The organism is Acinetobacter sp. 148 (assembly GCF_031196675.1).
Taxonomy (GTDB): Bacteria; Pseudomonadota; Gammaproteobacteria; order Pseudomonadales; family Moraxellaceae; genus Acinetobacter; species Acinetobacter baumannii.
The window spans coordinates 19,990-44,364 of record NZ_JAVIMT010000060.1 but is presented as its reverse complement, the minus strand read 5'-3'; the positions used below and the strand labels follow the sequence as shown (position 1 = coordinate 44,364).

At 39.3% G+C, this 24,375-nt stretch carries 22 protein-coding genes and 4 tRNA genes; 19 read left to right on the top strand and 7 right to left on the bottom strand.

What is annotated here, in order from left to right:
* Positions 1 to 16 precede the first annotated feature (16 nt).
* The 8 genes from secY to RFX69_RS09315 all read left to right on the top strand — a co-directional run bounded on the left by secY (position 17) and on the right by RFX69_RS09315 (position 6,075).
* Positions 17 to 1,336 carry a preprotein translocase subunit SecY gene (gene secY, locus RFX69_RS09350; RefSeq protein WP_002000592.1) on the top strand — a complete coding sequence of 440 codons (1,320 nt, stop codon included), beginning with the start codon at positions 17 to 19 and terminating at the stop codon, positions 1,334 to 1,336.
* 20 nt (positions 1,337 to 1,356) lie between these two features.
* Positions 1,357 to 1,473, top strand: a complete 117-nt coding sequence (gene rpmJ, locus RFX69_RS09345; protein WP_000867907.1) for a 50S ribosomal protein L36 — start codon at positions 1,357 to 1,359, stop codon at positions 1,471 to 1,473.
* A gap of 107 nt (positions 1,474 to 1,580) precedes the next feature.
* Entirely contained in the window at positions 1,581 to 1,937 is a 357-nt protein-coding gene (gene rpsM, locus RFX69_RS09340) for a 30S ribosomal protein S13 (RefSeq protein WP_000090815.1), read from the top strand.
* 19 nt (positions 1,938 to 1,956) lie between these two features.
* Entirely contained in the window at positions 1,957 to 2,343 is a 387-nt protein-coding gene (rpsK, locus tag RFX69_RS09335; RefSeq protein ID WP_001040166.1) for a 30S ribosomal protein S11, read from the top strand.
* Positions 2,344 to 2,355: 12 nt separating this feature from the next.
* Positions 2,356 to 2,982 carry a 30S ribosomal protein S4 gene (rpsD, locus tag RFX69_RS09330; protein WP_000135204.1) on the top strand — a complete coding sequence of 209 codons (627 nt, stop codon included), beginning with the start codon at positions 2,356 to 2,358 and terminating at the stop codon, positions 2,980 to 2,982.
* Between the two features lie 17 nt (positions 2,983 to 2,999).
* The gene (locus RFX69_RS09325; RefSeq protein WP_000198631.1) at positions 3,000 to 4,007 is read left to right on the top strand and encodes a DNA-directed RNA polymerase subunit alpha; all 1,008 of its coding nucleotides are present in this window, start codon (positions 3,000 to 3,002) and stop codon (positions 4,005 to 4,007) included.
* An 18-nt stretch (positions 4,008 to 4,025) separates the two neighbouring features.
* Positions 4,026 to 4,403: a 50S ribosomal protein L17 gene (gene rplQ, locus RFX69_RS09320; protein WP_001216380.1), complete on the top strand. Its 378-nt coding sequence runs from the start codon at positions 4,026 to 4,028 to the stop codon at positions 4,401 to 4,403.
* A gap of 181 nt (positions 4,404 to 4,584) precedes the next feature.
* Positions 4,585 to 6,075, top strand: a complete 1,491-nt coding sequence (locus tag RFX69_RS09315) for an NAD(P)/FAD-dependent oxidoreductase (RefSeq protein ID WP_000415133.1) — start codon at positions 4,585 to 4,587, stop codon at positions 6,073 to 6,075.
* 48 nt (positions 6,076 to 6,123) lie between these two features.
* Here RFX69_RS09315 and RFX69_RS09310 read toward each other — a convergent pair whose 3' ends face one another.
* The gene (locus RFX69_RS09310; protein ID WP_001190555.1) at positions 6,124 to 7,296 is read right to left on the bottom strand and encodes an acyl-CoA dehydrogenase family protein; all 1,173 of its coding nucleotides are present in this window, start codon (positions 7,294 to 7,296) and stop codon (positions 6,124 to 6,126) included.
* A gap of 187 nt (positions 7,297 to 7,483) precedes the next feature.
* Between RFX69_RS09310 and RFX69_RS09305 the strand changes: the two genes are divergently transcribed.
* The 5 genes from RFX69_RS09305 (at position 7,484) to RFX69_RS09285 (ending at position 13,019) form a co-directional block, all read left to right on the top strand.
* Complete coding sequence (locus RFX69_RS09305; RefSeq protein ID WP_001288210.1) at positions 7,484 to 7,741, top strand: succinate dehydrogenase assembly factor 2; 258 nt, start codon at positions 7,484 to 7,486, stop codon at positions 7,739 to 7,741.
* 6 nt (positions 7,742 to 7,747) lie between these two features.
* Positions 7,748 to 8,137 (top strand): hypothetical protein, encoded by a 390-nt coding sequence (locus RFX69_RS09300; protein WP_270901074.1) that lies wholly within the window; start codon positions 7,748 to 7,750, stop codon positions 8,135 to 8,137.
* A gap of 769 nt (positions 8,138 to 8,906) precedes the next feature.
* Positions 8,907 to 9,992, top strand: coding sequence for a hypothetical protein (locus RFX69_RS09295; protein WP_000049106.1), 1,086 nt, complete (start codon positions 8,907 to 8,909; stop codon positions 9,990 to 9,992).
* Positions 9,993 to 10,069: 77 nt separating this feature from the next.
* A complete protein-coding gene (rrtA, locus tag RFX69_RS09290; protein WP_000651536.1) occupies positions 10,070 to 10,636 on the top strand; it encodes a rhombosortase in 567 nt (188 codons plus the stop codon).
* Positions 10,637 to 10,823: 187 nt separating this feature from the next.
* Positions 10,824 to 13,019, top strand: a complete 2,196-nt coding sequence (locus tag RFX69_RS09285) for a TRAP transporter large permease subunit (protein WP_001158905.1) — start codon at positions 10,824 to 10,826, stop codon at positions 13,017 to 13,019.
* A 148-nt stretch (positions 13,020 to 13,167) separates the two neighbouring features.
* Here RFX69_RS09285 and RFX69_RS09280 read toward each other — a convergent pair whose 3' ends face one another.
* From RFX69_RS09280 to rnr, 4 genes are all read right to left on the bottom strand, one after another.
* Positions 13,168 to 13,599 (bottom strand): hypothetical protein, encoded by a 432-nt coding sequence (locus tag RFX69_RS09280; protein ID WP_001130988.1) that lies wholly within the window; start codon positions 13,597 to 13,599, stop codon positions 13,168 to 13,170.
* An 11-nt stretch (positions 13,600 to 13,610) separates the two neighbouring features.
* Entirely contained in the window at positions 13,611 to 13,820 is a 210-nt protein-coding gene (locus RFX69_RS09275; protein ID WP_000745518.1) for a YheV family putative zinc ribbon protein, read from the bottom strand.
* Between the two features lie 40 nt (positions 13,821 to 13,860).
* Entirely contained in the window at positions 13,861 to 15,915 is a 2,055-nt protein-coding gene (locus tag RFX69_RS09270) for a M3 family metallopeptidase (protein ID WP_309169232.1), read from the bottom strand.
* 133 nt (positions 15,916 to 16,048) lie between these two features.
* The gene (gene rnr / locus RFX69_RS09265) at positions 16,049 to 18,466 is read right to left on the bottom strand and encodes a ribonuclease R (protein ID WP_289333016.1); all 2,418 of its coding nucleotides are present in this window, start codon (positions 18,464 to 18,466) and stop codon (positions 16,049 to 16,051) included.
* A gap of 261 nt (positions 18,467 to 18,727) precedes the next feature.
* On the opposite strand from rnr, the gene RFX69_RS09260 reads away from it, so the two are divergent.
* The 4 genes from RFX69_RS09260 to RFX69_RS09245 all read left to right on the top strand — a co-directional run bounded on the left by RFX69_RS09260 (position 18,728) and on the right by RFX69_RS09245 (position 19,722).
* Positions 18,728 to 18,818, top strand: a tRNA-Ser gene (locus RFX69_RS09260).
* Positions 18,819 to 18,828: 10 nt separating this feature from the next.
* A tRNA-Arg gene (locus RFX69_RS09255) sits at positions 18,829 to 18,905 on the top strand.
* Between the two features lie 39 nt (positions 18,906 to 18,944).
* Positions 18,945 to 19,021: transfer RNA gene (locus RFX69_RS09250), tRNA-Arg, on the top strand.
* A gap of 107 nt (positions 19,022 to 19,128) precedes the next feature.
* Positions 19,129 to 19,722, top strand: coding sequence for an HAD-IB family hydrolase (locus tag RFX69_RS09245; protein WP_001046674.1), 594 nt, complete (start codon positions 19,129 to 19,131; stop codon positions 19,720 to 19,722).
* A 59-nt stretch (positions 19,723 to 19,781) separates the two neighbouring features.
* On the opposite strand, the gene RFX69_RS09240 is transcribed toward RFX69_RS09245, so the two are convergent.
* Positions 19,782 to 22,145 (bottom strand): hypothetical protein, encoded by a 2,364-nt coding sequence (locus tag RFX69_RS09240; protein WP_309169231.1) that lies wholly within the window; start codon positions 22,143 to 22,145, stop codon positions 19,782 to 19,784.
* Between the two features lie 591 nt (positions 22,146 to 22,736).
* Here RFX69_RS09240 and RFX69_RS09235 point away from each other — a divergent pair.
* Positions 22,737 to 22,813, top strand: a tRNA-Arg gene (locus RFX69_RS09235).
* A gap of 121 nt (positions 22,814 to 22,934) precedes the next feature.
* On the opposite strand, the gene RFX69_RS09230 is transcribed toward RFX69_RS09235, so the two are convergent.
* Positions 22,935 to 23,627 carry a nitroreductase family protein gene (locus RFX69_RS09230; protein ID WP_000007411.1) on the bottom strand — a complete coding sequence of 231 codons (693 nt, stop codon included), beginning with the start codon at positions 23,625 to 23,627 and terminating at the stop codon, positions 22,935 to 22,937.
* A 224-nt stretch (positions 23,628 to 23,851) separates the two neighbouring features.
* Here RFX69_RS09230 and RFX69_RS09225 point away from each other — a divergent pair, with 224 nt between their 5' ends.
* Positions 23,852 to 24,349 carry a YcxB family protein gene (locus tag RFX69_RS09225; protein WP_000139385.1) on the top strand — a complete coding sequence of 166 codons (498 nt, stop codon included), beginning with the start codon at positions 23,852 to 23,854 and terminating at the stop codon, positions 24,347 to 24,349.
* The last annotated feature ends 26 nt before the right edge of the window (positions 24,350 to 24,375 follow it).

Sequence of the window (24,375 nt, the reverse complement as noted above, 5' to 3'; positions counted from 1 at the left end):
AGGTCATGTCAACATGATGAAAGGTCAGCCATTTCACGTGAAATATCGTGAAATTATTCGCCGGATGAGTTTTCTAATCGGTGCATTGCTGGTCTTTCGACTAGGAGCGCATATTCCAGTACCAGGCATTAATAATGCTGCGTTAGAAAATTTATTTCATGCAAACCAAGGAACTATTCTTGGGCTATTCAATATGTTTTCTGGCGGTGCTTTAGAGCGAATGTCGATTCTTGCTTTGGGAATCATGCCGTATATTTCTGCATCAATTATTGTGCAGTTAATGTCTACAGTGATTCCTTCTCTCGAAGCCTTGAAAAAGGAAGGGGAGCAAGGTAAACGTAAAATTAATCAATATACGCGTCAGGGTACATTATTACTTGCAGTGGTTCAGGCAGTGGGTATGTGTGCAGGTCTTATTGGACAGGGTATTACTCTATCTAGTGGTCTTGCTTTTTATATACCTGCAGTTACATCACTTGTCGCAGGAACTATGTTCTTAATGTGGCTAGGTGAACAGATCACTGAAAGAGGTATCGGTAATGGTATCTCAATGATTATTTTTGCAGGTATTGTTGCTGGTTTGCCTAAATTAATTATGCAATCAGTATCATCTGTCGATAATGGTCAAACAAGTTTAATTGGTCTTGTTATCTTTGGTCTTTTGTCTCTTGGTGTATTGGCAGCGATTGTGTTTATTGAAAAAGCACAGCGTCGTATTCCAGTAAACTATGCACAGAAGCAGCAAGGGCGTCGTATATTTACAGCTCAGCAAACACATCTACCGTTGAAAATTAATATGGCTGGTGTGATTCCTGCGATTTTTGCGAGCTCTTTACTCTTGTTCCCGGCTAGTTTGGGGCAATGGGTAGGAAGTGCAGATCCGAATGCTGGTTTAATTAAACGTAGTTTACAAGATTTAGCTTTAGTATTGTCGCCTGGACAGCCTTTGTATTTGGTGCTCTTTGGTGCGTTAATTATCTTTTTCTGTTACTTTTATACGGCTTTAGTATTTAGCCCTAAGGAAGTATCAGAAAATCTAAAACGCAGCGGAGCTTATGTGCCTGGTATTCGCCCAGGTGAGCAAACTGCTCGTTACTTAGATCATATTCTTAATCGTTTGACGTTTATTGGTGCGATTTATATTACAGTCATTTGTTTGATGCCAATGATTCTACAAAGTTCTTTTGGTATTCCATTCTATTTGGGTGGTACCTCATTACTCATTGTAGTCGTTGTTGTTATGGACTTTATGGCTCAGCTACAAGCGCATTTAACTTCTCATCAATATGACAATCAAACATTAATGAGAAAAACGACTGCTCATCCTAAGGGATAAGCGCACTTAGAGGTTTCATCATGAAAGTACAAGCTTCTGTAAAGAAAATTTGTGGTAGCTGTAAAGTTATCCGTCGTAATGGGGTTATTCGCGTGATTTGTAGCGCAGAACCTCGTCATAAGCAGCGTCAAGGTTAATCTAATCAAGACCTGTTGATTTCAGTAGGCGAATTGGGTTAATATCCGCCCCTCAAGATTTTTGTGGGGCGGTTGATTATCTCTACTGCCTTTTTGGAGAAAAGTGAATGGCTCGTATTGCCGGTGTAAACATTCCGGATAACAAGCATGCTGTTATCTCCCTCACTTACATCTTTGGTATCGGTCGCCACACTGCTAAGAACATCTTAGCTGCAGTTGGTATTACTGAGACTACTAAGATCCGTGAGTTGGACGATGCACAGCTTGATGCGATTCGTGCAGAAGTTGCTAAGGTTCCTACCGAAGGTGACTTACGTCGCGAAATTTCCATGAACATTAAACGTTTAATGGATTTAGGTTGCTATCGTGGCCTTCGTCATCGTCGCAGCTTGCCTGTCCGTGGTCAACGCACCAAAACTAACGCACGTACCCGTAAAGGTCCGCGCAAACCGATTAAAAAGTAAGATTTCTGGAAGCTAAAAGATGGCTAAAGATACTCGCACACGCAAGAAGGTCACTCGTACCGTCTCTGAAGGTGTTGCACACATTCACGCGTCTTTTAATAACACCATTGTTACGATTACCGATCGTCAAGGTAATGCATTGGCTTGGGCCACCTCAGGTGGACAAGGCTTCCGTGGTTCACGTAAATCAACTCCGTTTGCTGCTCAGGTAGCTGCTGAAGTTGCTGGTAAAGCAGCTTTAGATTACGGTTTGAAAAACCTTGACGTCCTTGTAAAAGGTCCTGGTCCAGGTCGTGAGTCTGCGGTTCGTGCATTAGGCGCAGTGGGTTATAAGATTAACAGCATTACCGATGTGACTCCAATTCCTCACAACGGTTGCCGTCCACCTAAAAAACGTCGCGTGTAAGGAGAAACATTCATGGCTCGTTATATTGGTCCAAAATGCAAACTCTCTCGCCGCGAAGGGACAGACCTGCAACTTAAATCTGGCGTTAAACCATTTGACGTCAAAACTAAAAAAGCTAACAAAGCACCTGGTCAACATGGTCAGGCTCGCGGTGGTAAGCAATCTGAGTATTCACTACAATTACGTGAAAAACAAAAAGTCCGTCGTATTTACGGTGTGTTAGAGCGTCAATTTAGTAACTACTATAAAGAAGCAGCTCGTGTTAAAGGCGCAACTGGTGAGAACTTGTTGAAATTGCTTGAAAGCCGTCTTGATAACGTTGTTTATCGCATGGGTTTTGGTTCTACACGTGCAGAAGCTCGTCAGTTAGTAAGTCACCGTAGCATTACTTTGAATGGTCGTCGTGTAAACATCGCATCTATTCAAGTTAAAGCTGGTGATGTAATTGCGGTTCACGAAGGTGCTAAACAACAATTGCGTATTAAAAACGCGATTGAATTGGCTGCTCAACGTGGTATTCCAGCTTGGATCGAAGTTGATCACTCTAAGCTTGAAGGTACGTTTAAAGCTGCACCAGATCGTTCTGATTTACCTGCTGAAATCAACGAAAGCTTGATTGTAGAATTGTATTCTAAATAATCCTTGAGGTAGCAATAATGACGCGTACTGCAAACGAGTTTCTAACTCCGCAAGCGATCAAGGTCGAAGCGGTAAGCGGGACCTCGGCAAAAGTGATTCTGGAACCTTTAGAGCGTGGTTTTGGCCATACTCTAGGTAATGCTTTACGTCGCATTCTATTGTCTTCTTTGCCAGGCGCTGCTGTGGTTGAAGTAGAGATAGAAGGTGTCGAGCACGAGTACAGTACTTTAGAAGGCTTGCAGCAGGACATCGTCGAGCTCTTGCTGAACCTAAAAGGATTGTCTATTAAGCTGTTCGATCAAAATGAAGCTTATTTAACATTAGAAAAACAAGGTCCTGGTGACATTACTGCTGCCGACCTTCGTTTACCTCATAATGTTGAAGTGGTTAACCCAGAACATTTAATTGGTACTTTGAGTGCTACAGGCTCATTAAAAATGCGCTTGAAAGTTTCTCAAGGTCGTGGTTATGAAACATCTGACTCTCGTTTCCCTGAAGGCGAAACACGTCCTGTAGGTCGTTTACAGTTAGATGCTTCTTATAGCCCAATTAAGCGTGTTTCTTACACCGTAGAAAATGCGCGTGTAGAACAACGTACCGATTTAGATAAACTGGTAATCGATCTTGAGACCAACGGTACGGTTGATCCTGAAGAAGCAATCCGCAAAGCGGCAACAATCTTGCAACAACAAATTGCAATTTTTGTTGATCTTCAGAAAGACCAAACTCCTGTTGCTCAAGAACCTCGTGAAGAAGTTGACCCAATCTTGCTTCGCCCAGTAGATGATCTAGAGCTTACTGTTCGTTCTGCTAACTGTTTGAAAGCAGAAAATATTTACTACATTGGTGATCTTGTTCAACGTACTGAAGTTGAGTTGTTAAAAACTCCTAACCTTGGTAAAAAATCGTTAACAGAGATCAAAGATGTTTTGGCATCGAAAGGTTTACAACTCGGTATGCGTCTTGAGAACTGGCCACCAGCTAGTCTTCGTATGGACGACCGTTTTGCCTATCGTAGCCGTTAATTAAGTAGGACTATCACCATGCGTCATCGTAATAGTGGTGTGAAATTAGGCCGTACAAGCAGCCATCGTAAAGCGATGTTCCAAAACTTGGCTAATTCTTTATTTGAACATGAGTTGATCAAAACAACTTTGCCTAAAGCTAAAGAATTACGTCGTGTTGCTGAGCCTTTAATCACTCTAGCAAAAAACGATACTGTAGCAAATCGTCGTTTAGCATTTGCTCGTACTCGTAATGCTGCAACTGTTGGTAAATTATTTACCGTACTCGGCCCTCGTTACAAAGAACGTAACGGCGGTTATCTACGTGTTCTTAAAGCGGGCTTCCGTGCTGGTGATGCAGCACCGATGGCTTACGTTGAGCTTGTAGATCGTGAAGTGAACACTTCAGCTGAATAATTGATATTATTCAAAAAAGACCGGCTTTATGCCGGTCTTTTTTATTTTCCAAAAAACATAAAATTAAAAATTTGTCCCCAAGTGACATAAAAAAACGGATAAACGGTCAAACTTGACATTGTGTATTGTCAAAATTGTGATTTAATAAAGTCATATTCTCAACAATGGGTATAAAAATAAAATGGAAAAGCAAGTTGATGTATTAATCATTGGTGCAGGCATATCAGGAATAGGAGTTGCTGCCCATTTATCTAAAAACTCTCCACAACGTCAGTTTGAAATTTTGGAGCGTCGTGAATCGTTTGGTGGAACTTGGGATCTTTTCCGCTATCCTGGTATCCGTTCTGATTCAGATATGTCTACTTTTGGTTTTAACTTTAAACCATGGCGCAAAGCCAATGTTCTCGCTGATGGTGCCTCTATTAAAGGATATCTAGGGGAAGTGATTGATGAGTTTAAGTTAAAAGAAAAAATTCATTTTGGCCATCGTGTCCTTTCTGCGAATTATGATTCTGCCTCGAAAAAGTGGCATGTTATTGTCGAGGACAATAAGAAAAAACAGCAGACTTGGGTTGCTAACTTCGTTGTAGGTTGTACTGGTTATTATAATTATGACCAAGGTTACGCGCCGACTTTCCCAAATCAAGAAGCTTTCAAAGGTCAACTCATTCATCCACAACATTGGCCGGAAAATTTGGATTATAAGGGTAAAAAAGTAGTAATTATTGGTAGTGGAGCTACAGCAATTACACTGGTGCCTGCAATGTCAAAAGGTGGAGCAGGTCATGTAACGATGTTGCAACGTTCACCAACTTATATTGCTTCTGTTCCGTCTATTGATTTCATCTATGAAAAAACTCGTAGATTTATGTCTGAAGAAGCAGCCTATAAATTTACGCGTGCTCGTAATATTGGTATGCAACGAGCAATTTATGCATTGTCTCAAAAGCATCCTAAAACAGTCCGTCGTTTACTCTTAAAAGCAATTGAAATGCAACTTAAGGGTAAAGTTGATATGAAACATTTTACACCTTCATATAACCCTTGGGATCAGCGTCTTTGCGTAGTTCCTGATGGTGATTTATTCAAAATTCTTCGTGAAGGTAAGGCGAGTGTTGAGACTGATCAAATTGAAAAATTTACTGAGACTGGTATTCAATTAAAATCAGGCAAGCATCTTGATGCCGATATTATCGTATCTGCAACAGGTTTGCAGGTTCAAATCATGGGCGGTGTGCAGGCAACTATTGATGGGGAGCCAGTTAAATCATCTGAACACATGCTTTATAACGGCGTGATGCTCAGCGATGTACCAAACATGGCGATGATTATTGGCTATGTAAATGCTTCATGGACATTAAAAGTTGATATTGCAGCGGATTATATCTGCCGTTTATTAAACTACATGGATAAGAATAATTATGATGAAGTCATTCCATCTGGTGATAAGAGTGTGATGGAAGAGGACACAGTCATGGGTAGCTTATCATCTGGTTATATTAGTCGTGCTGCCGACGTGATTCCTAAACAAGGCAAACAAGCACCATGGCAGGTAACCAATAATTATCTTGAAGACCGAAAATCATTAAAAAATGCAAAATTTGATGATGGTGTTCTACGTTTTCATAAGCATTCAGAAGTTACCACACGTAAACCAAAATTAGTGTCTTGATATTCGAAAATAAAAAGGAGGCTATAAGCCTCCTTTTTATAGTAAAGATTAAAGAGTTCTAGAGATTAATTCTTTCATAATTTCATTGGTGCCTGCATAAATACGGTTTGCTCGGTGGTCGATATAAGCGCGTGCAATTGGATATTCCATCATATAGCCATAACCACCATGTAATTGAAGACATTCATCTACAACTTTTGAAAACATATCTGAAATTTTATATTTTGCAGCCGCTGCAGCTTCAACACTCAATTTTTCATCGAGTTGTAATTCCATACAACGATCTAAATAGGTACGGCAGAAATCTATCTCTGTTCTAAGTTCAGCAAGTTTAAAACGAGTATTTTGGAATGCTCCAATTGGTTTGCCGAATGCTTTACGATCTTTTGTATATTGAACAGTATGTGCAAATGCCGCTTCTGCCCCAGCTTGGCAGATAATAGCAACCAGCATACGCTCCCACGCTAATTCTTTCATGAGCATGATAAAGCCCATACCTTCCATACCTAAAAGATTTTCTTTAGGAACACGAACGTTATCAAAGAAGAGTTCACAGGTATCTTGGCCTTTCATACCAATTTTGTTAAGTGGTTTGCCTTTAGTAAAACCAGCACGGTCAGCTTCGACAATAATGAGTGATAAATTGGCAGATCCTTTATCGCTATTCCCCGTTTTACAAACGACAATCGCCATATCGCATAAATAGCCATTGGTAATAAATATTTTTGAACCATTAATGACATATTCATCGCCATCAAGAACGGCTGTTGTACGAACCGCTTGCAAGTCTGAACCTGTTCCCGGCTCGGTCATGGCAATTGCGGTAACCGTCTCACCAGTAGCCATTTTAGGGAGCCATTTCTGTTTTTGCTCTTCATTACCGAAGTTATTAATATAGTTGGCTACAATGTCGGAATGCAGTGAGAAACCTGTACTTGAGTCCATCGCATAGGCTTGTTCTTCAATAAGAATCATACTGTATAGGCGATCGACACCTGAACCACCATATTGTTCTGGCATGGTGGTACAGAGTAAACCTAATGAACCAGCTTTATTCCAAAGATCTCGGTCAACATGTTGTTGTTTTTCATATTTTTCAATATTAGGTACAACTTCTTTCTCATAGAATTTACGTACCGTTTCCCGAAAAGCTTCATGTTCTTCATTAAATAAATGGCGAGGTAACATATTTGGAATGGGACGAATAGCACCAGATTGCATTGTATTTCTTCCTTGGTTTGGGCTTGATGTTATGAGCTAAACATAAGGGAAGCGGCTAGACCTAACAATGTGATGAATGCTCATTTATGGCGGTGAAGTGATAAGTTTGGTCAATTTGATATTTTTAGCGAACTTTCTCATGTGATCAGGTAAACTAAGCGCACTATCAACGCAGATGGGGAAATAAATGTCTGAAGAAATGACCTTGGAAGAACGTAAAGTAATCTATCGCGCACGTCGTGGTTTAAAGGAAATTGATGTCTATTTTGACCCTTATGTGAAAAATTATTATTTAAAGGCAGACCCGGCAGAAAAAGCGTTATTTGCTGAGTTGGTAGAACAGGAAGATCCTGATTTACTCGATTGGTTTATGGAAGTATCAGAACCACCACGTACCGAATTACGTGACTTTATCTATAAATTAAAACACTATGTTCATGGTTAATTTATTTTGATCAACCATTTGAATTTTAAGCTGAAATATAGTCTTTTTTCGATTATATTTCAGCTTTTTATTGGCTTAAGCTTAGCAATTCTATTTTATCAATTAATGCCGTTACTATGGTGGTTAGTTGTAATCAGCTTACTATTTATCAGCTTTATTTTCTTTTTAAAGCGTCCGCAGCTTGCAAAAATTGCCTATTTAGATAAAAAACTATGGTCGCTTGCTTATCACTCACAGAACACCATTTCTCGCGTCAAAATTTTAAAAATAATTGATTATCAGATTTTCATAGTGATCTACTTTGAAGGTCATAAAACACTAACTTCTATCATTTGGTTTGATCAAATGTCATTAGCAGAGTGGAAAAAGCTTAAAACTTTAGAAAAACTCTATTAATTGTTAGACAATTCTACATTTGTATATTTATTTAAAATTATTATTAATCAATATCTTATACTTTATTTCTTTTTGGGAAATTGAAATTGTCTAGTTAAAATACAGAAAAAACAGCAAGAAAGTTAATTGTCGGACAATTTCTCAATATGGTTACTATTCTATCGGTTAAAGTACAAACACCAACGTAAAGTGTGTCGGAGGTCTCAAATGGAGATGCCAACATGGTCGTTCTTGGTCATTGCCATAATTATGGCGGTGGTGATAGGAAGAGCAGGAACTTTACTCAGGGAACATCTTAACCGAGTTAATCTTAGCAAAGTTAAGAGACAGAGGATGCAAAGGTCATCGATCAGTCAATAATCTAATTGGTTAATCGATTAATTTCATCAAGTGTCCAGTTTTTAACTGGGTGCGAACGTAGTAAGGAGGTCTCTCATGGAGATTTCAATGTGGATGTTTCTGTTGATTGCAGTAATTATGGCTGTAGTAGTAGGAAGAGCAGGAACTTTACTTAAGGATTATCTAGAACAACAATAATATAAGCCGTTAAAAGCTTATCCCAGTTAATAAGTAGCATGTGCTGAACCGTCGCAATGCTACTTTTTTTTGCCTAAAATTTTTGTTTCCCTGAAAAACTGTCAATTTTATCTGCTGTGAAGTGTGTCAAAGTATAAGCGCTACAATTAGAGTAATTACTCTTTTATTCAAGATATGCATCTGCTAATGTACATCTGAAAAGGAAAAAACAAATTACATCGAGGACAGGAAGATGTCTAAAGTCCAAAAAATATGCCAAGGTTTGGCGGTAAGTTTTCTTGCAGCTTCAGTTTTATCAGGTTGTTCATACGTCGTGAAAAGCGGAGCAAATGTTGCTTTAGGTTTTACGGAAAAGCACGTCGTTCCACCTATTTTGGCAATGCAAGATGCTGAAATGGTTTGTAATACTGGTAGTGCCTTAACTCCTGCAATCATGTCGACTAAAGGTATGGGTGCAGATCCTACTCGTGTTGCTGTCTTAATGTATGCTGCTTCAGGTGTATGCGCGGAAAACCAAGCATTAGAACAGGAATTACGTTATTTGCGTGCTTCAAAAGCAGGGCAGGTAACAGAAGCTCAAGATGCACGTATTGCACAGAAGCGTTGGGCTGCAATTGCTGCTGAGCGACAATACGCAGGCTATAAGCTCTTTGCTGATCGTTGGGAATCTAAATATAAATATCATTTAGGCGATTCTTGTCCAACAATGCGTAGTGATATTGACCAAACTGTATATTTACTTGGGATGATTAGTGGTCTTCAAGCTGTGACCAACGATATTAACTCTGGCGGTTCTGTCAATGTACCGAAAGATATTGCTGCTATTGTAGAGCGCGGTATGGTCTGCCTTGATAACCAAAAATTCTGGGGCGCACCAAATGCAACCCGTGCAGTGATCTGGACTTTATTACCAGGCGCTAATGAAGGGAAGCCTGATCCATATGAGACTTTAAAACAGTCCGTGCAAATTGGTGAACAAAAAGGTGTGCGTTTATCTCATGCATTATATGCCGTAGCTGCTCAAGCGAGTGGTGACGATGCCAAAATCCGTGATGCATTAAAAACTTATGCCGCATCTCAAGCAGATGACAAACCTGTCAATCCGAACTTTAAATTAATCGATAGTATGGCTGGTTTAATTGTGCGCGGTATTTCTGACCGTTACTGGACTGAGCATACTGGTGTTCGTACCGGTGATGACGGTATGTCTCATTTCTGGGATGAGAAAAACGAAGGTTCAGCTGAATTGGATGAGTTGTTTGATGGTGGAGCTGCATCGGAAGCCCCAGCTGACACGAAAACTGCACCTGCACAGTAAATAGATCTGAAGGAACTCACTCTTTACGGTTACTGACTCTAGTAATCGTAAGGAGGCTGGTTTAAAAGGAGTGTGCTATGAAAGATCATGTACTCAATAAAAAAGTGCTTTTGGTCGCAGGGTGCATTTCTGTTTCTGCATGTTTACAGGTGTTTCCGGATTATTTTATCTATTGGCGTGAAAGCTTACTCGGCGAGTTCTGGCGTTTATGGACAGCACACTGGGTACATGTCGGATGGATTCACTTTCTTTTAAATATGATGGCATTTGCATGTTTGCCTTTCATATTTCCCCATACCAAAGTGTGGCACATTTTAAGTCTTCTTTTTCTTTTACCACCTTTTATTAGCTTGGTGTTCTATTTTTATTTGCCCAATATCGATGCATATGCTGGCCTTTCCGGGGTACTCCATGGGTTATATACCGCAGTTGCTTTGGTTTACTTGCAATACCGTAAAGAAAGGAATTTTGCATTTCTGGTCTTAGGTTTAATTGTTGCAAAGTTGATTTGGGAAAATACATTTGGGCAAACAGGAACAGCCCAGCTCATTGGTAGTCCAGTTTTAACTGAAGCTCATCTATATGGGGCGATTGGTGGTGCAATCTTTGGAGGATGCTATTGGCTCATACAAAGATTCAAATAGAAAGATTGACAATACAAACTGTTAAAAAAGTGATTTTAGTCATTCTTTATTGATAAAGTTTGATGCAAATTTGATCGTTGAATAAAGGGATTGGTAGAAGGGGGATGGACGATACCCCTGACCAAGGAAATTGCATGACTCAAAGCCTTTGTTATGAGGGATTTGAGAGAACAAAATTGGAATATTTATGCAAGAATATCAAGAAAAAAGATCTGGATTAGGTCTGCTGGGTTATATCTGGAATGAATGGATCTCAACATTCATTATCCTCATTTTACTATTGATGACGCTCATAATTGGTACCGGGGAAATGATCCACGGTCAATTATTACGTATCGGGGAACGTCTTTATGGTGACCCTGCTACAGGCATGCAATATTCATTCTTGCGTGCTGAGCCTGAAAAGCCGACTTGTGATCGACATCCGAATATTGATGCTCAAGTAAAAGAGCAGATGAAAGCAAATGCATCTGATGATTTTGCGAGCTTCTTTGGTGCTGCATCGGAAAGTGATGTCCGTGCATCCTTACTGGCAGCACAGCAGCAATGTGAAGAAAAATATCAGGCTTATGACAAAACTATTAAATATATCGAAGCAAACCCGGGAGTACGTACTTATCGTGCGATCGAAACAGGTTTCTTTGGTATTTTTAAATTCGGTACAGAGAACCGTGCCATTTTACTGGTCTTTATGGTACTGATTTCAGCGATTACTGCATCATTGAAATATCACCATATTGGCTTGCGTAATCCAGCAACAAAAATAGATTACAAAGTGTATTCGCTGTTTATGTTGATTGGTAATGCGCTACTGAGCTTCTCGGTCATTAGTCAGTATCGTTCAGTCATTAATTCCGGAGTAACACCTACTTATGAAACAGTAACGATTTACTGGATATGGATGATTCTGTTTGTTGTTCTGACCTTAATTAGTCTGTATCAACTATTTGTTTCACCTCCACCAAAACGTGAAGGCGGTAATATAGGTTTAGCCTTACTTTCTGTACCTTTATATGCCTATATGGCACTAATTACAGGTATTGTATTTACGTTCTTTATGGATTATCCAATGGGGCAAGGGATTTACCTTGGTTTATTGGTTGAGTTCTCGGGTATCTTCTTAAATCTTGCCTTATTTATTTGGGCGGGTATGTTACTCACGCAAACCCGTGTTATGGACTTGTTCTTAAATGTACTTCGTCCATGGAACTTGGCGCCAGAAACCTTAACTTGGTTAATTCTGATTGCTGCTGCTGTACCGACTGCTTATACCGGTGCTTCGGGGATTTTCGTTATCGCGGCTGGTGCGATTATTTATAAGGAAGTTTGGAACGCAGGCGCTCGCCGTCAATATGCATTAGCTGTATCTGCAATGTCCGGCTCCCTAGGGGTGGTTGTACGTCCATGTCTATTGGTCGTTCTAATTGCGATGTTGGATAGTCGTCATGTTACATCTGACGAATTATTCGGACATGGTATTTATGTCTTCTGGCTAACAGCATTTATTTTCTTGGGTGTATCTCTTTTATTGGCCGAAGAAAAGTTCCGTGTGAACTCGCCAAAAGTGGCACTACCAGGTATGGCACGAGCTTTTGTACCGGTTATTCCATATATCCTAATTACTGTAGTTGTCCTTGCATTTTATAAATATGCATTAGATACAGGAATGAATGAATTTACTGCACCAGTGATTCTGCCACTCGTGCTTATTGCGATGATTCTGTACGATAAAATGGTTATGCCTAAAGAGGCACCAGCTTTAAATATTCATGAGGCGATTGTTCGTGAGCATGAAAAGAAATCACCGTTCTTACAGACTCATGATCCGCATAGTTCACAGTTCCGTCTTGGTTTTGGTGGTGCATTACGTTTTGCGACATCAGAAACAGTGGGACATATCGGTGCCTTAATTATTTTGATGGCATTGTCTGCAAGTGTAGGTGGTTTAATTGAACGCTCTGAAGTGGTCGAATTATTACCAACTCATTTAGGCAGTATCTATATATCACTGGCATGTATTGCACTGTTACTTGCAATTATTGGTATGTGTACAGATCCATTTGGTGCCGTAATTTTAGTGGCAGCAACAATTGCTCCTGTAGCTTACGAAAATGGTATTCATCCAATTCACTTCTGGATGATTGTATTGGTCGCATTCGAATTTGGTTATGTAACGCCGCCAGTTGCCTTGAACCATCTATTAACGCGGTTATCCGTTGGTGATGATGAGGTGAATGCTGCCGATGCAGAAGCGAAAGAGAAGTACACAAGTTTCTACTACCGATATGAACGTTGGTTATTACCAATTATTGTCTTGTTCTCATCATTGGTATTGGTAACTTATGCACCACTAATACTGAAACTATTTGGTTGGTACAAGTAATTTAAATATATAAGCCGAGCAAAAACACTCTCTTTAAGAGGGTGTTTTTTTATGTGGTAGTTATTTTGAGCATATAAATTTTTAGTAAATAAAAAAGCTAGCTCAGAGTGAACTAGCTTTTTGCATCATATCTAGAGTTAAACAAATACTATTGTTGTTTAACTTGGGCCTCAAGAAGCTTCACTTGCTCTTCTTTTAGCTTAATAAGTTGATCTGCATCAGCATGTTGAGCTTTTAGTGTTGCTTCCTGATCTTGCAATTGATGATGAATGTCATTGAGTTTAGATACTTCTTCTTTAGCTAAAGATTCTTGAGCAGGGATTGGTTGTTTGAGCACGTCCTCATTCACAAGTTGCTGTGAGTTAGCGGTTTGTGTTTGAACCACAGGTTCCGAGCTTTCAGAGGGTTTTGTAGTTTTTTCAGGAGCTGGTACCGAGGCTGGTTGTGGATCAACCATTGGCGCTGATGTTTCAGTTTTTTTGAAAAACCATTGTGCTGCGAAAAAAAGCACGACGAGAATGCTTAAGCCCCCAATTAAAATCCACAATAGTTTTGAGTTTTGTTTTCTTTGTAGTGGCATGTCTAAGACCTTTAGTCAGAACGACGAGGCTTGAACTGTATTACCCCAATTTCATCAGGTATAGCGGGCGTTTCAGGCTCATCAATATGAGTCGGACGATTTTCACTATAACCGCATTCGATACATTCAATCCATTCGTCTTCAGCGGTGGTTAGCATGACAATCCGATCTATGGCTTCACATTTTGGACATTTAGCCCCAGCAATGAAACGTTTCTTCATCTTTATCACCCTAACCACACGATCAATTTAGGCCCATAGTTTAAGCGGTTTTGTTATCGTTCGTCCAACCTTGATGACGTAACAATGCATCAATTTTTGGCTCACGACCGCGGAAATTCACAAATGCTTCAAGAGCAGTATCTTTCCCACCCACCGCTAAAATTGCCTGACGGAATTCTTTACCCGTTTGAGTATTGAAAATACCTTCATTTTCAAAACGGTCAAAGGCATCACTTGCTAAAACTTCTGCCCATTTGTAAGAGTAGTAACCTGCTGCGTAGCCGCCTGCAAAAATATGACTAAAGCTATGCTGGAAACGGTTGTAGTCGACGGTTGGAACTACTGCATATTGTTTGCGAATATCATTTAAGGTCTGCTGAATTTGCTCACTATTCAACGCAGGAGTTTTGGTGTGAATAGTTAAGTCAAATAAGGCAAATTCAAGCTGACGTAAAGTTTGCATACCAGACTGGAAGAAACGTGCATTTAATAAAGCATCAAGTAACTCTTGAGGTAAAGTCTGCTTGCTCTCAATATGCTCACTTAAAACATCAAGACTTTCTTTATCCCATGACCAGAATTCCATAAACTGACTTGGTAACTCGACTGCATCCCAAGCAACGCCATGAGTACCTGCAACTGAGATATTATCTACTTCAGTAAGCATATGGTGTAAGCCATGACCAAACTCGTGGAATAAGGTAATGACTTCATCATGGGTGAGTAAGGCTGGTTGGTTACCTACAGGTGGAGTGAAGTTACACACCATATAGCAAATTGGTTTTTGTAAACCATGAACAGTTTGCATACGTGAGCGGAAACCACTCATCCATGCTCCACCACGTTTACCTGTACGCGCATATAAATCAAAGAAGAAGCCGCCAATGACTTCACCTTGGTCTTCTAACTCAAAATAACGTGCATCTGGATGCCAAACCGGAGCTTCACGTTCAACAATGTTAATACCATATAAACGCTGTACGATCTGGAATAATCCCTGAATCACTTTTGGTGCAGGGAAGTAAGGTTTTAAAGCTTCCTGTGATAAATTGAACTGTTGTTGTTTAAGCTTTTCAGAATAGTAAGTGGTATCCCAAGGTTTAAGCTCATCAATACCATCTTGTTTGGCAATAGCTTGGAGTTCGGCAACTTCCTGAAGTGCAGGGGTACGTGCATGCTCAGCTAAATCGACTAAAAAGTCGTGAACTGTTTTGACATCAGGCGCCATTTTGCTGGCAAGAGAATATTCAGCATAGTTATTAAAACCGAGTAGTTTTGCCATCTCTTGGCGAAGACTCAGGATTTCTTCCATAATTTTGCTGTTGTCAAATTCTGTTTGCTCAGACTGATCTGATGCACGTGTGACATAAGCTTTATAAAGCTCTTCTCGCAAGGCACGATCATCGGCATAGGTCATGATGGCAAAATAAGCTGGGAAATCTAAAGTTGCGACCGCTTGATCAAGCTCACGCTGTTTGCCGTACTGTTTTAATAACTCAACATTACTTTCCGGAAGACCTTTTAATTGGTCTTCTGTCAGTGGTTTAAAATAAGCCTGTGTCGCATCAAGTACATGGTTTGAGAAGTCAGAAGAAAGCTGTGAAAGACGTGCAGAAATTTCAGCGTAACGTTTTTTCTCTTCACCCTCTAAAGCGACACCAGAAAGTTTAAAATCACGTAAAGCGAGACGGATGGCACTTTGTTGCGCAGGGCTTAGCGTTGAATAGCTCTGACTATCATGAATGAGTTGATAGGTCTGATATAACGCCGTGTGTTGTCCAAGCTGAGTGTAATATTCACTTAAAGCGGGTAATAGTGATTGATAGACTTCCCTGGTTTCAGCATTGTTCATCACAGCATTTAAATGTGACAACACTCCCCATGATTCACTGAGGTTATTTTCAAGTGCATCAATTTGTTCAAGTACGGCAAGTTGCTGGTCTGTCTCGGATGGTGCAGCCGTAAGGGTGTTTAAAAACTCTTGTCCTGCTTGGATCGCCTGTTGAATATCTTGTTTTAAATTATCTAATGTAATTTGATCAAAGCGGGGAGTAGGTAGAGTCGCTTGCTGTAAAGCCATTGCTAATAGCCACATTATTTTTTAAACATAGTATTAGATGTAGGTATTGTTAGGCAGGAAATCAAGCTTAATTTAAAAAATAAACGTTTTAAAAACATTAAGCCCCCATTTTGGGAGCTTAATCATAATTAATGCAAATACCTATGAATTAGTCAGCCTTAGACTTGGCGTTTGACTTTTTCTTTTTAGGTTTCGCTTTTTTCTTTACTTTTTCTGGTTTGGCCTCTGCTTTTGTAGAGGTTTTCTTACCAGACTTTTTACTATATGAGCTTGGTTTACCTTTTTCCTTCTTTTTACGGACAGGTTTTTCACCATCAGTTGATACAGACGGTTTACCAAAAACTTCTTCTGTTGCTTGGGTGCTTGTTTTGGTTGTGCGTGGAGCACGACTACGAACTACACGTCCAGCATGAGTAACTTGTTTAATGAGTTGGAAATCGATTTTACGCTCTTCTAGATTTACACCAGCAACTTGAATTTTAACTTCGTCGCCTAAACCGAAGACTTGACCACGATTTTGTCCAATGAGGTTTTGACTAGCTTGATCGTAAATAAAGAAATCATCGCCAAGTTGGCTAATGTGAATCATGCCATCAACATAAAGATCTTTAAGAGTAACAAATAGGCCAAATTCAGTTACTGCACTCACAATACCAATGAACTCATCACCTAAATGTTGTTGCATATAGTGGCATTTCAACCAAGTCGTTACGCTGCGGGATGCTTCATCGGCACGGCGTTCTGTTTGAGAGAAATGTTCACCTGCATCATCTAAAGCTGCACCGGAAAGTGGGTAAGGCTTTTGTTTTAGGTGAGCTTTAATTGCACGATGTAACAATAAGTCCGGGTAGCGGCGAATTGGTGAAGTGAAATGTGTATAAGCTTCATAAGCTAAACCATAGTGACCTGCATTTTTGGCACCATAGTAAGCTTGCATCATTGAGCGTAATAACACGGCGTGAATACTTGGCGCATCAATACGGTCTTTAGTTGCCTCAATAACTTTTTGATAGTCTGCCTGAGTTGGTTGGTCAGGGAAAGGTAAACCCAATAGTTTTACAAAATCTTTTACTTTTTGAATACGTGAGAATTCAGGTGCCTCATGTACACGATACAACATCGGAATATCATGTTCTAAGGCATATTCTGCTGCTGCTACATTGGCAAGCAACATACACTCTTCAATAAGCTTATGAGCATCATTACGTGTACGAGGTAAAATTTCTTTAATTCCACCTAACTCGTCAAAGGTCATATAAGTTTCAATGGTTTCAAACTCCATTGCATGACGATCAACACGTAAGTTTTTCAAAATCTGGTAAAGCTGGAAAAGTGTATTTAGCGATTTATGAATATCACGATCTTTTGGAATTGCATCAGTTGCACCTTCAAAATATTGTCCTACTTTTGTATAGGTCAAACGTGCTTTTGAATGCATGACTGCCGGATAAAATTCATAACCTGTAACACGACCCGTACGAGAAAGTTTTAGGTCACAGACCATGCATAGACGATCTACGTGTGGGTTAAGTGAGCACAATCCATTTGATAATGCTTCTGGTAGCATTGGTAAAACAAAATGTGGGAAATAAACCGAAGTGCCGCGCTCTTCAGCTTCTTCATTTAATGCCGAATCTAAACGTACATAATGGCTCACATCGGCAATTGCAACGACAACTCGGTAACCACCACCAGGACGTTTTTCCGCATATACTGCATCATCGAAATCTCGCGCATCTTCACCATCGATTGTGACAAGTGCCAAGTCTCTTAAATCAACTCGACCTTCGCGATCTTGTTCAGCAGGTTCTTTGAAACTTTCAGCTTCTTTTATAACTTCATCTGGAAATTCGTAAGGCAAACCAAACTCTAAAATGGTTTGCGGAATAATAATTTCAGTATCGGCTTTATCTGCCATAGACTGAATAATATGTGCCGTTGCAAATTCTTCCCGGGTTGGGTAAGTGTCTATAGCAACACGAAGCATATCGCCGACATTTGCTTTAGCATGTTCAACCAACTCTTTTTCTAGTGGGATAGGTTGGTGCTGATTTGGATTGTTGGGCTGAATAAAATATTCGCCGTCATGTACCGACAATTTACCAATTAATTGTTTTACACGATGCTGTATAACTTCGGTAATGAAACCCCACGGTTTACCTTTGCGATCTACCGATGTCTGCCGAACACGGACCCGATCACCATTAAAGACTAAACGTAACTCACGCTCAGGTAATAATAAATCATCTTGACCATCAATATGTGCTGTACCCAAACCTTTACTATTAATATAGACAGTTGCTTCATAGGTAGGTTGGTCTGCCACCAACTGAAACTTAAAACCATCCTTCATAAGTTGGCCATCACGAACCATAGCACTTAAGCGATGACTTAAGGCTTCAATACTTTTCTGATCTTGAATATGAAAATGGTCAACAAGTTCTGCATGAGATTGCGGTGTTTGCAATTGTTCCAACGTATCTAAAATAAGAGTACGGCTTGGAATAGGATTGTCATAACGTTCAGCTTCGGCTTTTGCTTCGGGGTCAACCCAGTTTTTTGTCATGTCGTTTGGTTTCATGCTTGGCAGATAGGTTTAGCATAAGACATGCAGACCAGAACTGCACGTTCAGGTTTGCAATAATGTGTTATGCACTACTGTGTTGAAATAAAGAAATAATATCTATCTTAACAAGCGTTTGATTGAAAAAGGCGAAAAGAATACGAAAATTGTTTAAAAAATATTTAATTGAACGAAAAAACAAGAAAATTTCAGTATCATGACTTGAACAATGTAGTTTTAGTTTGTATTATGGCGGCTCGTTCCGGTGAGGTGGATGAGTGGCTGAAATCACTTCCCTGCTAAGGAAGCATACCTATTACTGGTATCGAGGGTTCGAATCCCTCTCTCACCGCCATTTACTTAATGCGCTCATAGCTCAGCTGGATAGAGCACTTGGCTACGAACTAAGGGGTCGGGAGTTCGAATCTCTCTGAGCGCACCAAGTAAAATCGAACGAATCGCTGAAAAGCACACAAGTTACGCGCTCATAGCTCAGCTGGATAGAGCACTTGGCTACGAACTAAGGGGTCGGGAGTTCGAATCTCTCTGAGCGCACCAACTTGAAGAATTAACCGCTTTTATAGCGGTTTTTTTGTATCTGCTATTTATTAATTTTTAAAAATCTAAATTTTATAACTTTTTAATTATATTAGAGATAACGATAAATGAATCTGGCTTTATTCGATTTTGATGGCACGATCACCCATAATGATACCTTCAGTTTATTCCTTAAATTTTCTTTGAGTAAAAAAACTCAAATATTAGGTGGCATCCGTCTTGCACCTTATATAGCGGGTTATAAGCTTGGGTGGGTAACGGATAAAACGATCCGTACTAAGCTCTGCCAAGTGGGATATATCGGCTATGATGCAGCTTCTTTGATATACAAAGGACAAGAGTTTGCTAAAAAAGTAATTCCTTCCTGTATTCGTGAAAATGCTTTAGAACGCATTCTCTGGCATAAACAACAGGGAGATCAGGTTGTTGTTGTATCTGCTTCATTAAGTGTTTACTTGGAAAGTTGGTGTAAATCTTTAGATCTGGATGTTATCTGTAATCAACTTGAAATAGATAATGGTATTTTGACAGGTTGTTTTATTGATGGTGATTGTGGTTATTTAGAAAAAGTAAATAGAATAAAAAATAAATATGACTTAACTCAATATTCTATAATCTATGCTTATGGTGATACACCTAATGATTATGCAATGTTGGAGTTAGCTCATAGAAAATATTATAAATGGCAAGAGATTAATTAATATTTAAAAATATATTAAAAAAGAAAGCCACTTATATAAAGTGGCTTTCTTTGTAATTATTAAACAGTATTGAATGAGTTTTCTAGGAAGTTATCAGTAAGTAATGATGTCGGTACGATCGTATGCGTTGTATTTGTTACGCTAGATACTGTAGAAGTTACACCACCGAGTAAGCTACCACCAGTTAATCCGCCTAGCAAATTAGAAATAACATCTAAACTGCCTTCACCAGTAACACCACCCGTTAAGCTTCCAACGATATCCGTTACGATACCGATAGGGTTGTCTGTACCGCCAGTAACACCACCAGTTAAACCGCCGAGCAGATCAGTGACTACGCCAAGCGGACTGTCGCCACCTACGCTACCAGTTAAACCACCGAGAAGGTCAGTGACTACACCAAGCGGACTGTCGCCGCCTACGCTACCAGTTAAACCACCAAGTAAATCAGTTACTAAACCTAGTGGGCTATCTCCGCCAGTTACGCCACCAATAGTTCCTGTTACTCCGCCAATGATTTCAGTTACTAAACCAGTTGCAGTTGTACCATTTGTAATAAGCGTATCGAGAATACCGGTAGCCGCTTCAGTAGCGCCTTGAATATCACCACCGACTAAATCAGAAACAGCTTCAAGAGCACCGTTGACCGTGTCACGAGACGTTTCGAAAGTTAATGTGCCAAGGTCTGCAATTTCAGAAACTGGATGCTCAGCTTGAGGTAATACACCAATAATAGTGTCGGCTACTGTATCAATACCAGTATTAATAATTTCAGTTTTCAGGCTTTCAACGCCTTGAAGAATATCGATGCCGCCTTGAACAACATCAATAACTGGAGAAATAGGAGATGTACCGCCACCAATAATGCCACCGGTTACGCCGCCGATAATGTCAGTTACTACACCAAGCGGATTGTCACCACCGATACCGCCAGTAACACCACCAATAATATCAGTTACTACACCAAGAGGGTTATCACCGCCGATACCGCCAGTAACACCACCGATAATGTCAGTTACTACGCCAAGAGGATTATCACCACCGATACCACCAGTAACACCACCAATAATATCAGTTACTACACCAAGCGGATTGTCACCACCGATACCACCAGTTACGCCGCCGATAGTACCTGTTACGCCACCAAGAATATCAGTAACAATTCCAGTCGCTGTTGAACCATTCTGAATAAGTGTTCCTAGAATACCGGTTGCATTTTCAGTAGCACCTTGAATATCGCCACCGACTAAATCAGAAACAACTTCAAGAGCACCATTGACCGTGTCACGAGACGTTTCGAAAGTTAATGTGCCAAGGTCTGCAATTTCAGAAACTGGATGCTCAGCTTGAGGTAATACACCAATAATAGTGTCGGCTACTGTATCAATACCCGTGTTAATAATTTCAGTTTTTAGGCTTTCAACGCCTTGAAGAATATCGATGCCGCCTTGAACAACATCGATTACTGGAGAAATAGGAGATGTACCGCCACCAATAATGCCACCGGTTACGCCGCCGATAATATCAGTTACTACGCCAAGAGGGTTATCACCACCAACACCGCCAGTTACACCGCCAATAATATCCGTAATCACTTCAAGTGGGTTGCCATCAACACCGCCAGTAACACCACCGATAATATCTGTAATCACTTCAAGTGGGTTGCCATCAACACCACCAGTTACGCCACCAATAACATCAGTAACACTTCCAACCACACCAGTGACAATACCTGTAGCAGTTGTGCCATTTGTAATAAGCGTATCGAGAATACCGGTCGCTGATTCAGTAGCGCCTTGAATATCACCACCGACTAAATCAGAAACAACTTCAAGAGCACCATTGACTGTGTCACGAGAAGTTTCAAAAGTTAATGTGCCAAGGTCTGCAATTTCAGAAACTGGATGCTCAGCTTGAGGTAATACACCAATAACTGCATCAGCTACAGTTTCAATGCCTGTATTAATAATTTCAGTTTTTAAGCTTTCAACGCCTTGAAGAATATCAATGCCGCCTTGAACAACATCGATTACTGGAGAGATTGGAGAAGTTCCGCCGACAACACCACCCGTTACTCCGCCGATAATGTCAGTAACAACTTCAAGAGGGTTACCTGTAACGCCACCCGTTACGCCGCCAATAATATTGGTTACAGTATCAATTGGGCTTGTAGACCCTACAGTACCTGTTACGGTACCAACTACATTAGAAACTAAGTCTGTGGTTGTATGTGAAACTGTATCAGTTACAGTTGAAATCACATTAGAAAGTAAGCCTGTTGTTGAAACATTAGCAATGTTGATATCAGAAACATTTACATTAACAGAGGAACCTGTGTTTACTACAGGAGTTATCGATAGAATATTACCCAGGTCCTGAGTAACTTTTGATATTGAAGAGACGAGATTTTTCAGTAAGAACATGGTGGTCTATTTCCTGTGTATTTATGTATTTTTAAGTAAGTATTTATATATTGCGTTACGCAATTATTGAGATATGTATCGCAATAATTAAAAATTAGTATTGTGTAGATCTCAAAAAGTGTCAATGCATATTTCTACTCAAATAAATTGATACTTATAATATTTTGACAATTAGTTATTCTTTAGATTTAGACATAAAAATAATAATTTTTTTTATAATATATTCTTTATAGATGAATACATTTTTTCTTTATTTTTTTATTATTTTTTATGAATATTAAAGCTAACTAATTTTATTTATAAAAAGACTTTTGCATAAGTAGAAATATTTTATTTATATAATCCTGACTAAAAAACTAGACTTTTGTTTCTGCCAATTTGGCCAAAATGCCCAAATTAGATACGAGAAATAGAGAACTTTAATTGAAAAAAAATATTTCAAATACATTTTATAGGCAATCATCTCGACTTTTTTGAAGCTAATCTACTTAAATAATTCATTATGGCTAAGAACTAGACGCTTGATGACAAAAAGATGAAAAATGTCTTTCTAAAATGAAAAAACTGCGTATAATGCCCTCCATCAAGTACGCGCTCATAGCTCAGCTGGATAGAGCACTTGGCTACGAACTAAGGGGTCGGGAGTTCGAATCTCTCTGAGCGCACCACTTGAAGAATTAACCGCTAGATATAGCGGTTTTTTTGTGCCTATTTTTTATATTTTTTTAATAAAGAAAGCTGGTACTTGTGATAACCAGCTTTAAAAAAATCTAAATTCGAAGCTATTTATTAGCCGAATGTTTTGAAGCGGCTTTCATCATCAATAAAAGCTTTTTCGCCTGCTGCGCCTTCAATAGAACCAAAAACTAGCTGAGCTCTTAGTTTCCATTCTGCTGGGATATTAAATGAGGTATTAATTTTCTCATCAATAATTGGATTGTAGTGTTGCAATGAAGCACCAATATTTTGTTCAGCTAATACATTCCAAACTGCAAATTGAGCAATTGCTGTTGAATGTTCTGACCAGATCGGAAAATTATCAGCATAAAGTTCAAATTGCTCTTGTAAGCTTTTAATAATGCTCTGGTCTTCATAAAACAGAACTGTACCTGCGCCTGCTGCAAAGCTTTGAATTTTTTGTTCTGTTCCAGATACCGCTTCAGCTGGGATAATGGTTTTTAAAACTTCTAGAACTGTATTCCAGAATTTATGATGTGATTGTCCAAATAAGATCACAGCGCGAGATGATTGAGAGTTAAAAGCTGAAGGGCTGTGTCTTATTGCTTCTTGAATTAACTTTTCAATCTCATCATTTGATTGGCTTAAGTTATTGCCAATTGCATAAATAGAGCGGCGGTTTTTAATGAGTTCTATAAAAGAGGTTTCATTTGAAGGCTCTAGCTCTTGAGCAGCTTTCAAAGCCACATCTTCTTGAGCTGTTGTTTTTTGTTTGAAGCCAAATAGTTTTGCAAAGAAAGACATGACGAATTCCACGAAAAGAGACAATAGAAGCATTCTATAAATTTAAAAATATGAAATAAGCCTTATAAATATGAATCTACGTTCTATATATGAAACGCATAAGTAGCTTGTACTAATAAAAGCTTTACAGTTAAAGCAAAAATAAAAAATCACTTTTGATTCATTTTAAAGCGTAGATGAATATGCTCTAATAGTTTCGATTTATTCAATATTGATACATTGTGATGACCGAGCAAAAAAGCGCTTTATCTTTACGTTATTATTTAAATTTAGAAGAGTCTCAAGACGGATTTGGCTTGGTGACATTCGGAAAGAAGCAATTCACACGGTTTTTGACACCTGTTATTAGTATTGCAATTATTATTTGGGGCTTATATTTAGGCTTTTCAGGTGTTGGCCGTTACTATGTTGCTTTAGGCGTTTTCTTCTTAGTTATGCAAGGTCTAATGCGCTACTGGCTTTTACCTATGATGTTTAAACGTCAATTTGTACGTTATCAATTTGGTAAGAGCGAGCAAGGAATCGATTTATATCAAGATTATTTTGAGCTCTATGCTGCTGGGCGTAAACAAGCTGTACAGTATAGTGAAGTGCAGACTTTTGCTAAAGGCAAGCTGACTTATATGCTTGAGCTTAAAAATAAAACGGTCATCATTGTACCGAAACGTGCATTTGCTCAGGCTTCAGATCAAACTATATTTGAAAATACATTTAAGAAATAAGTTATTGGAATTATTAGTCGCAACAA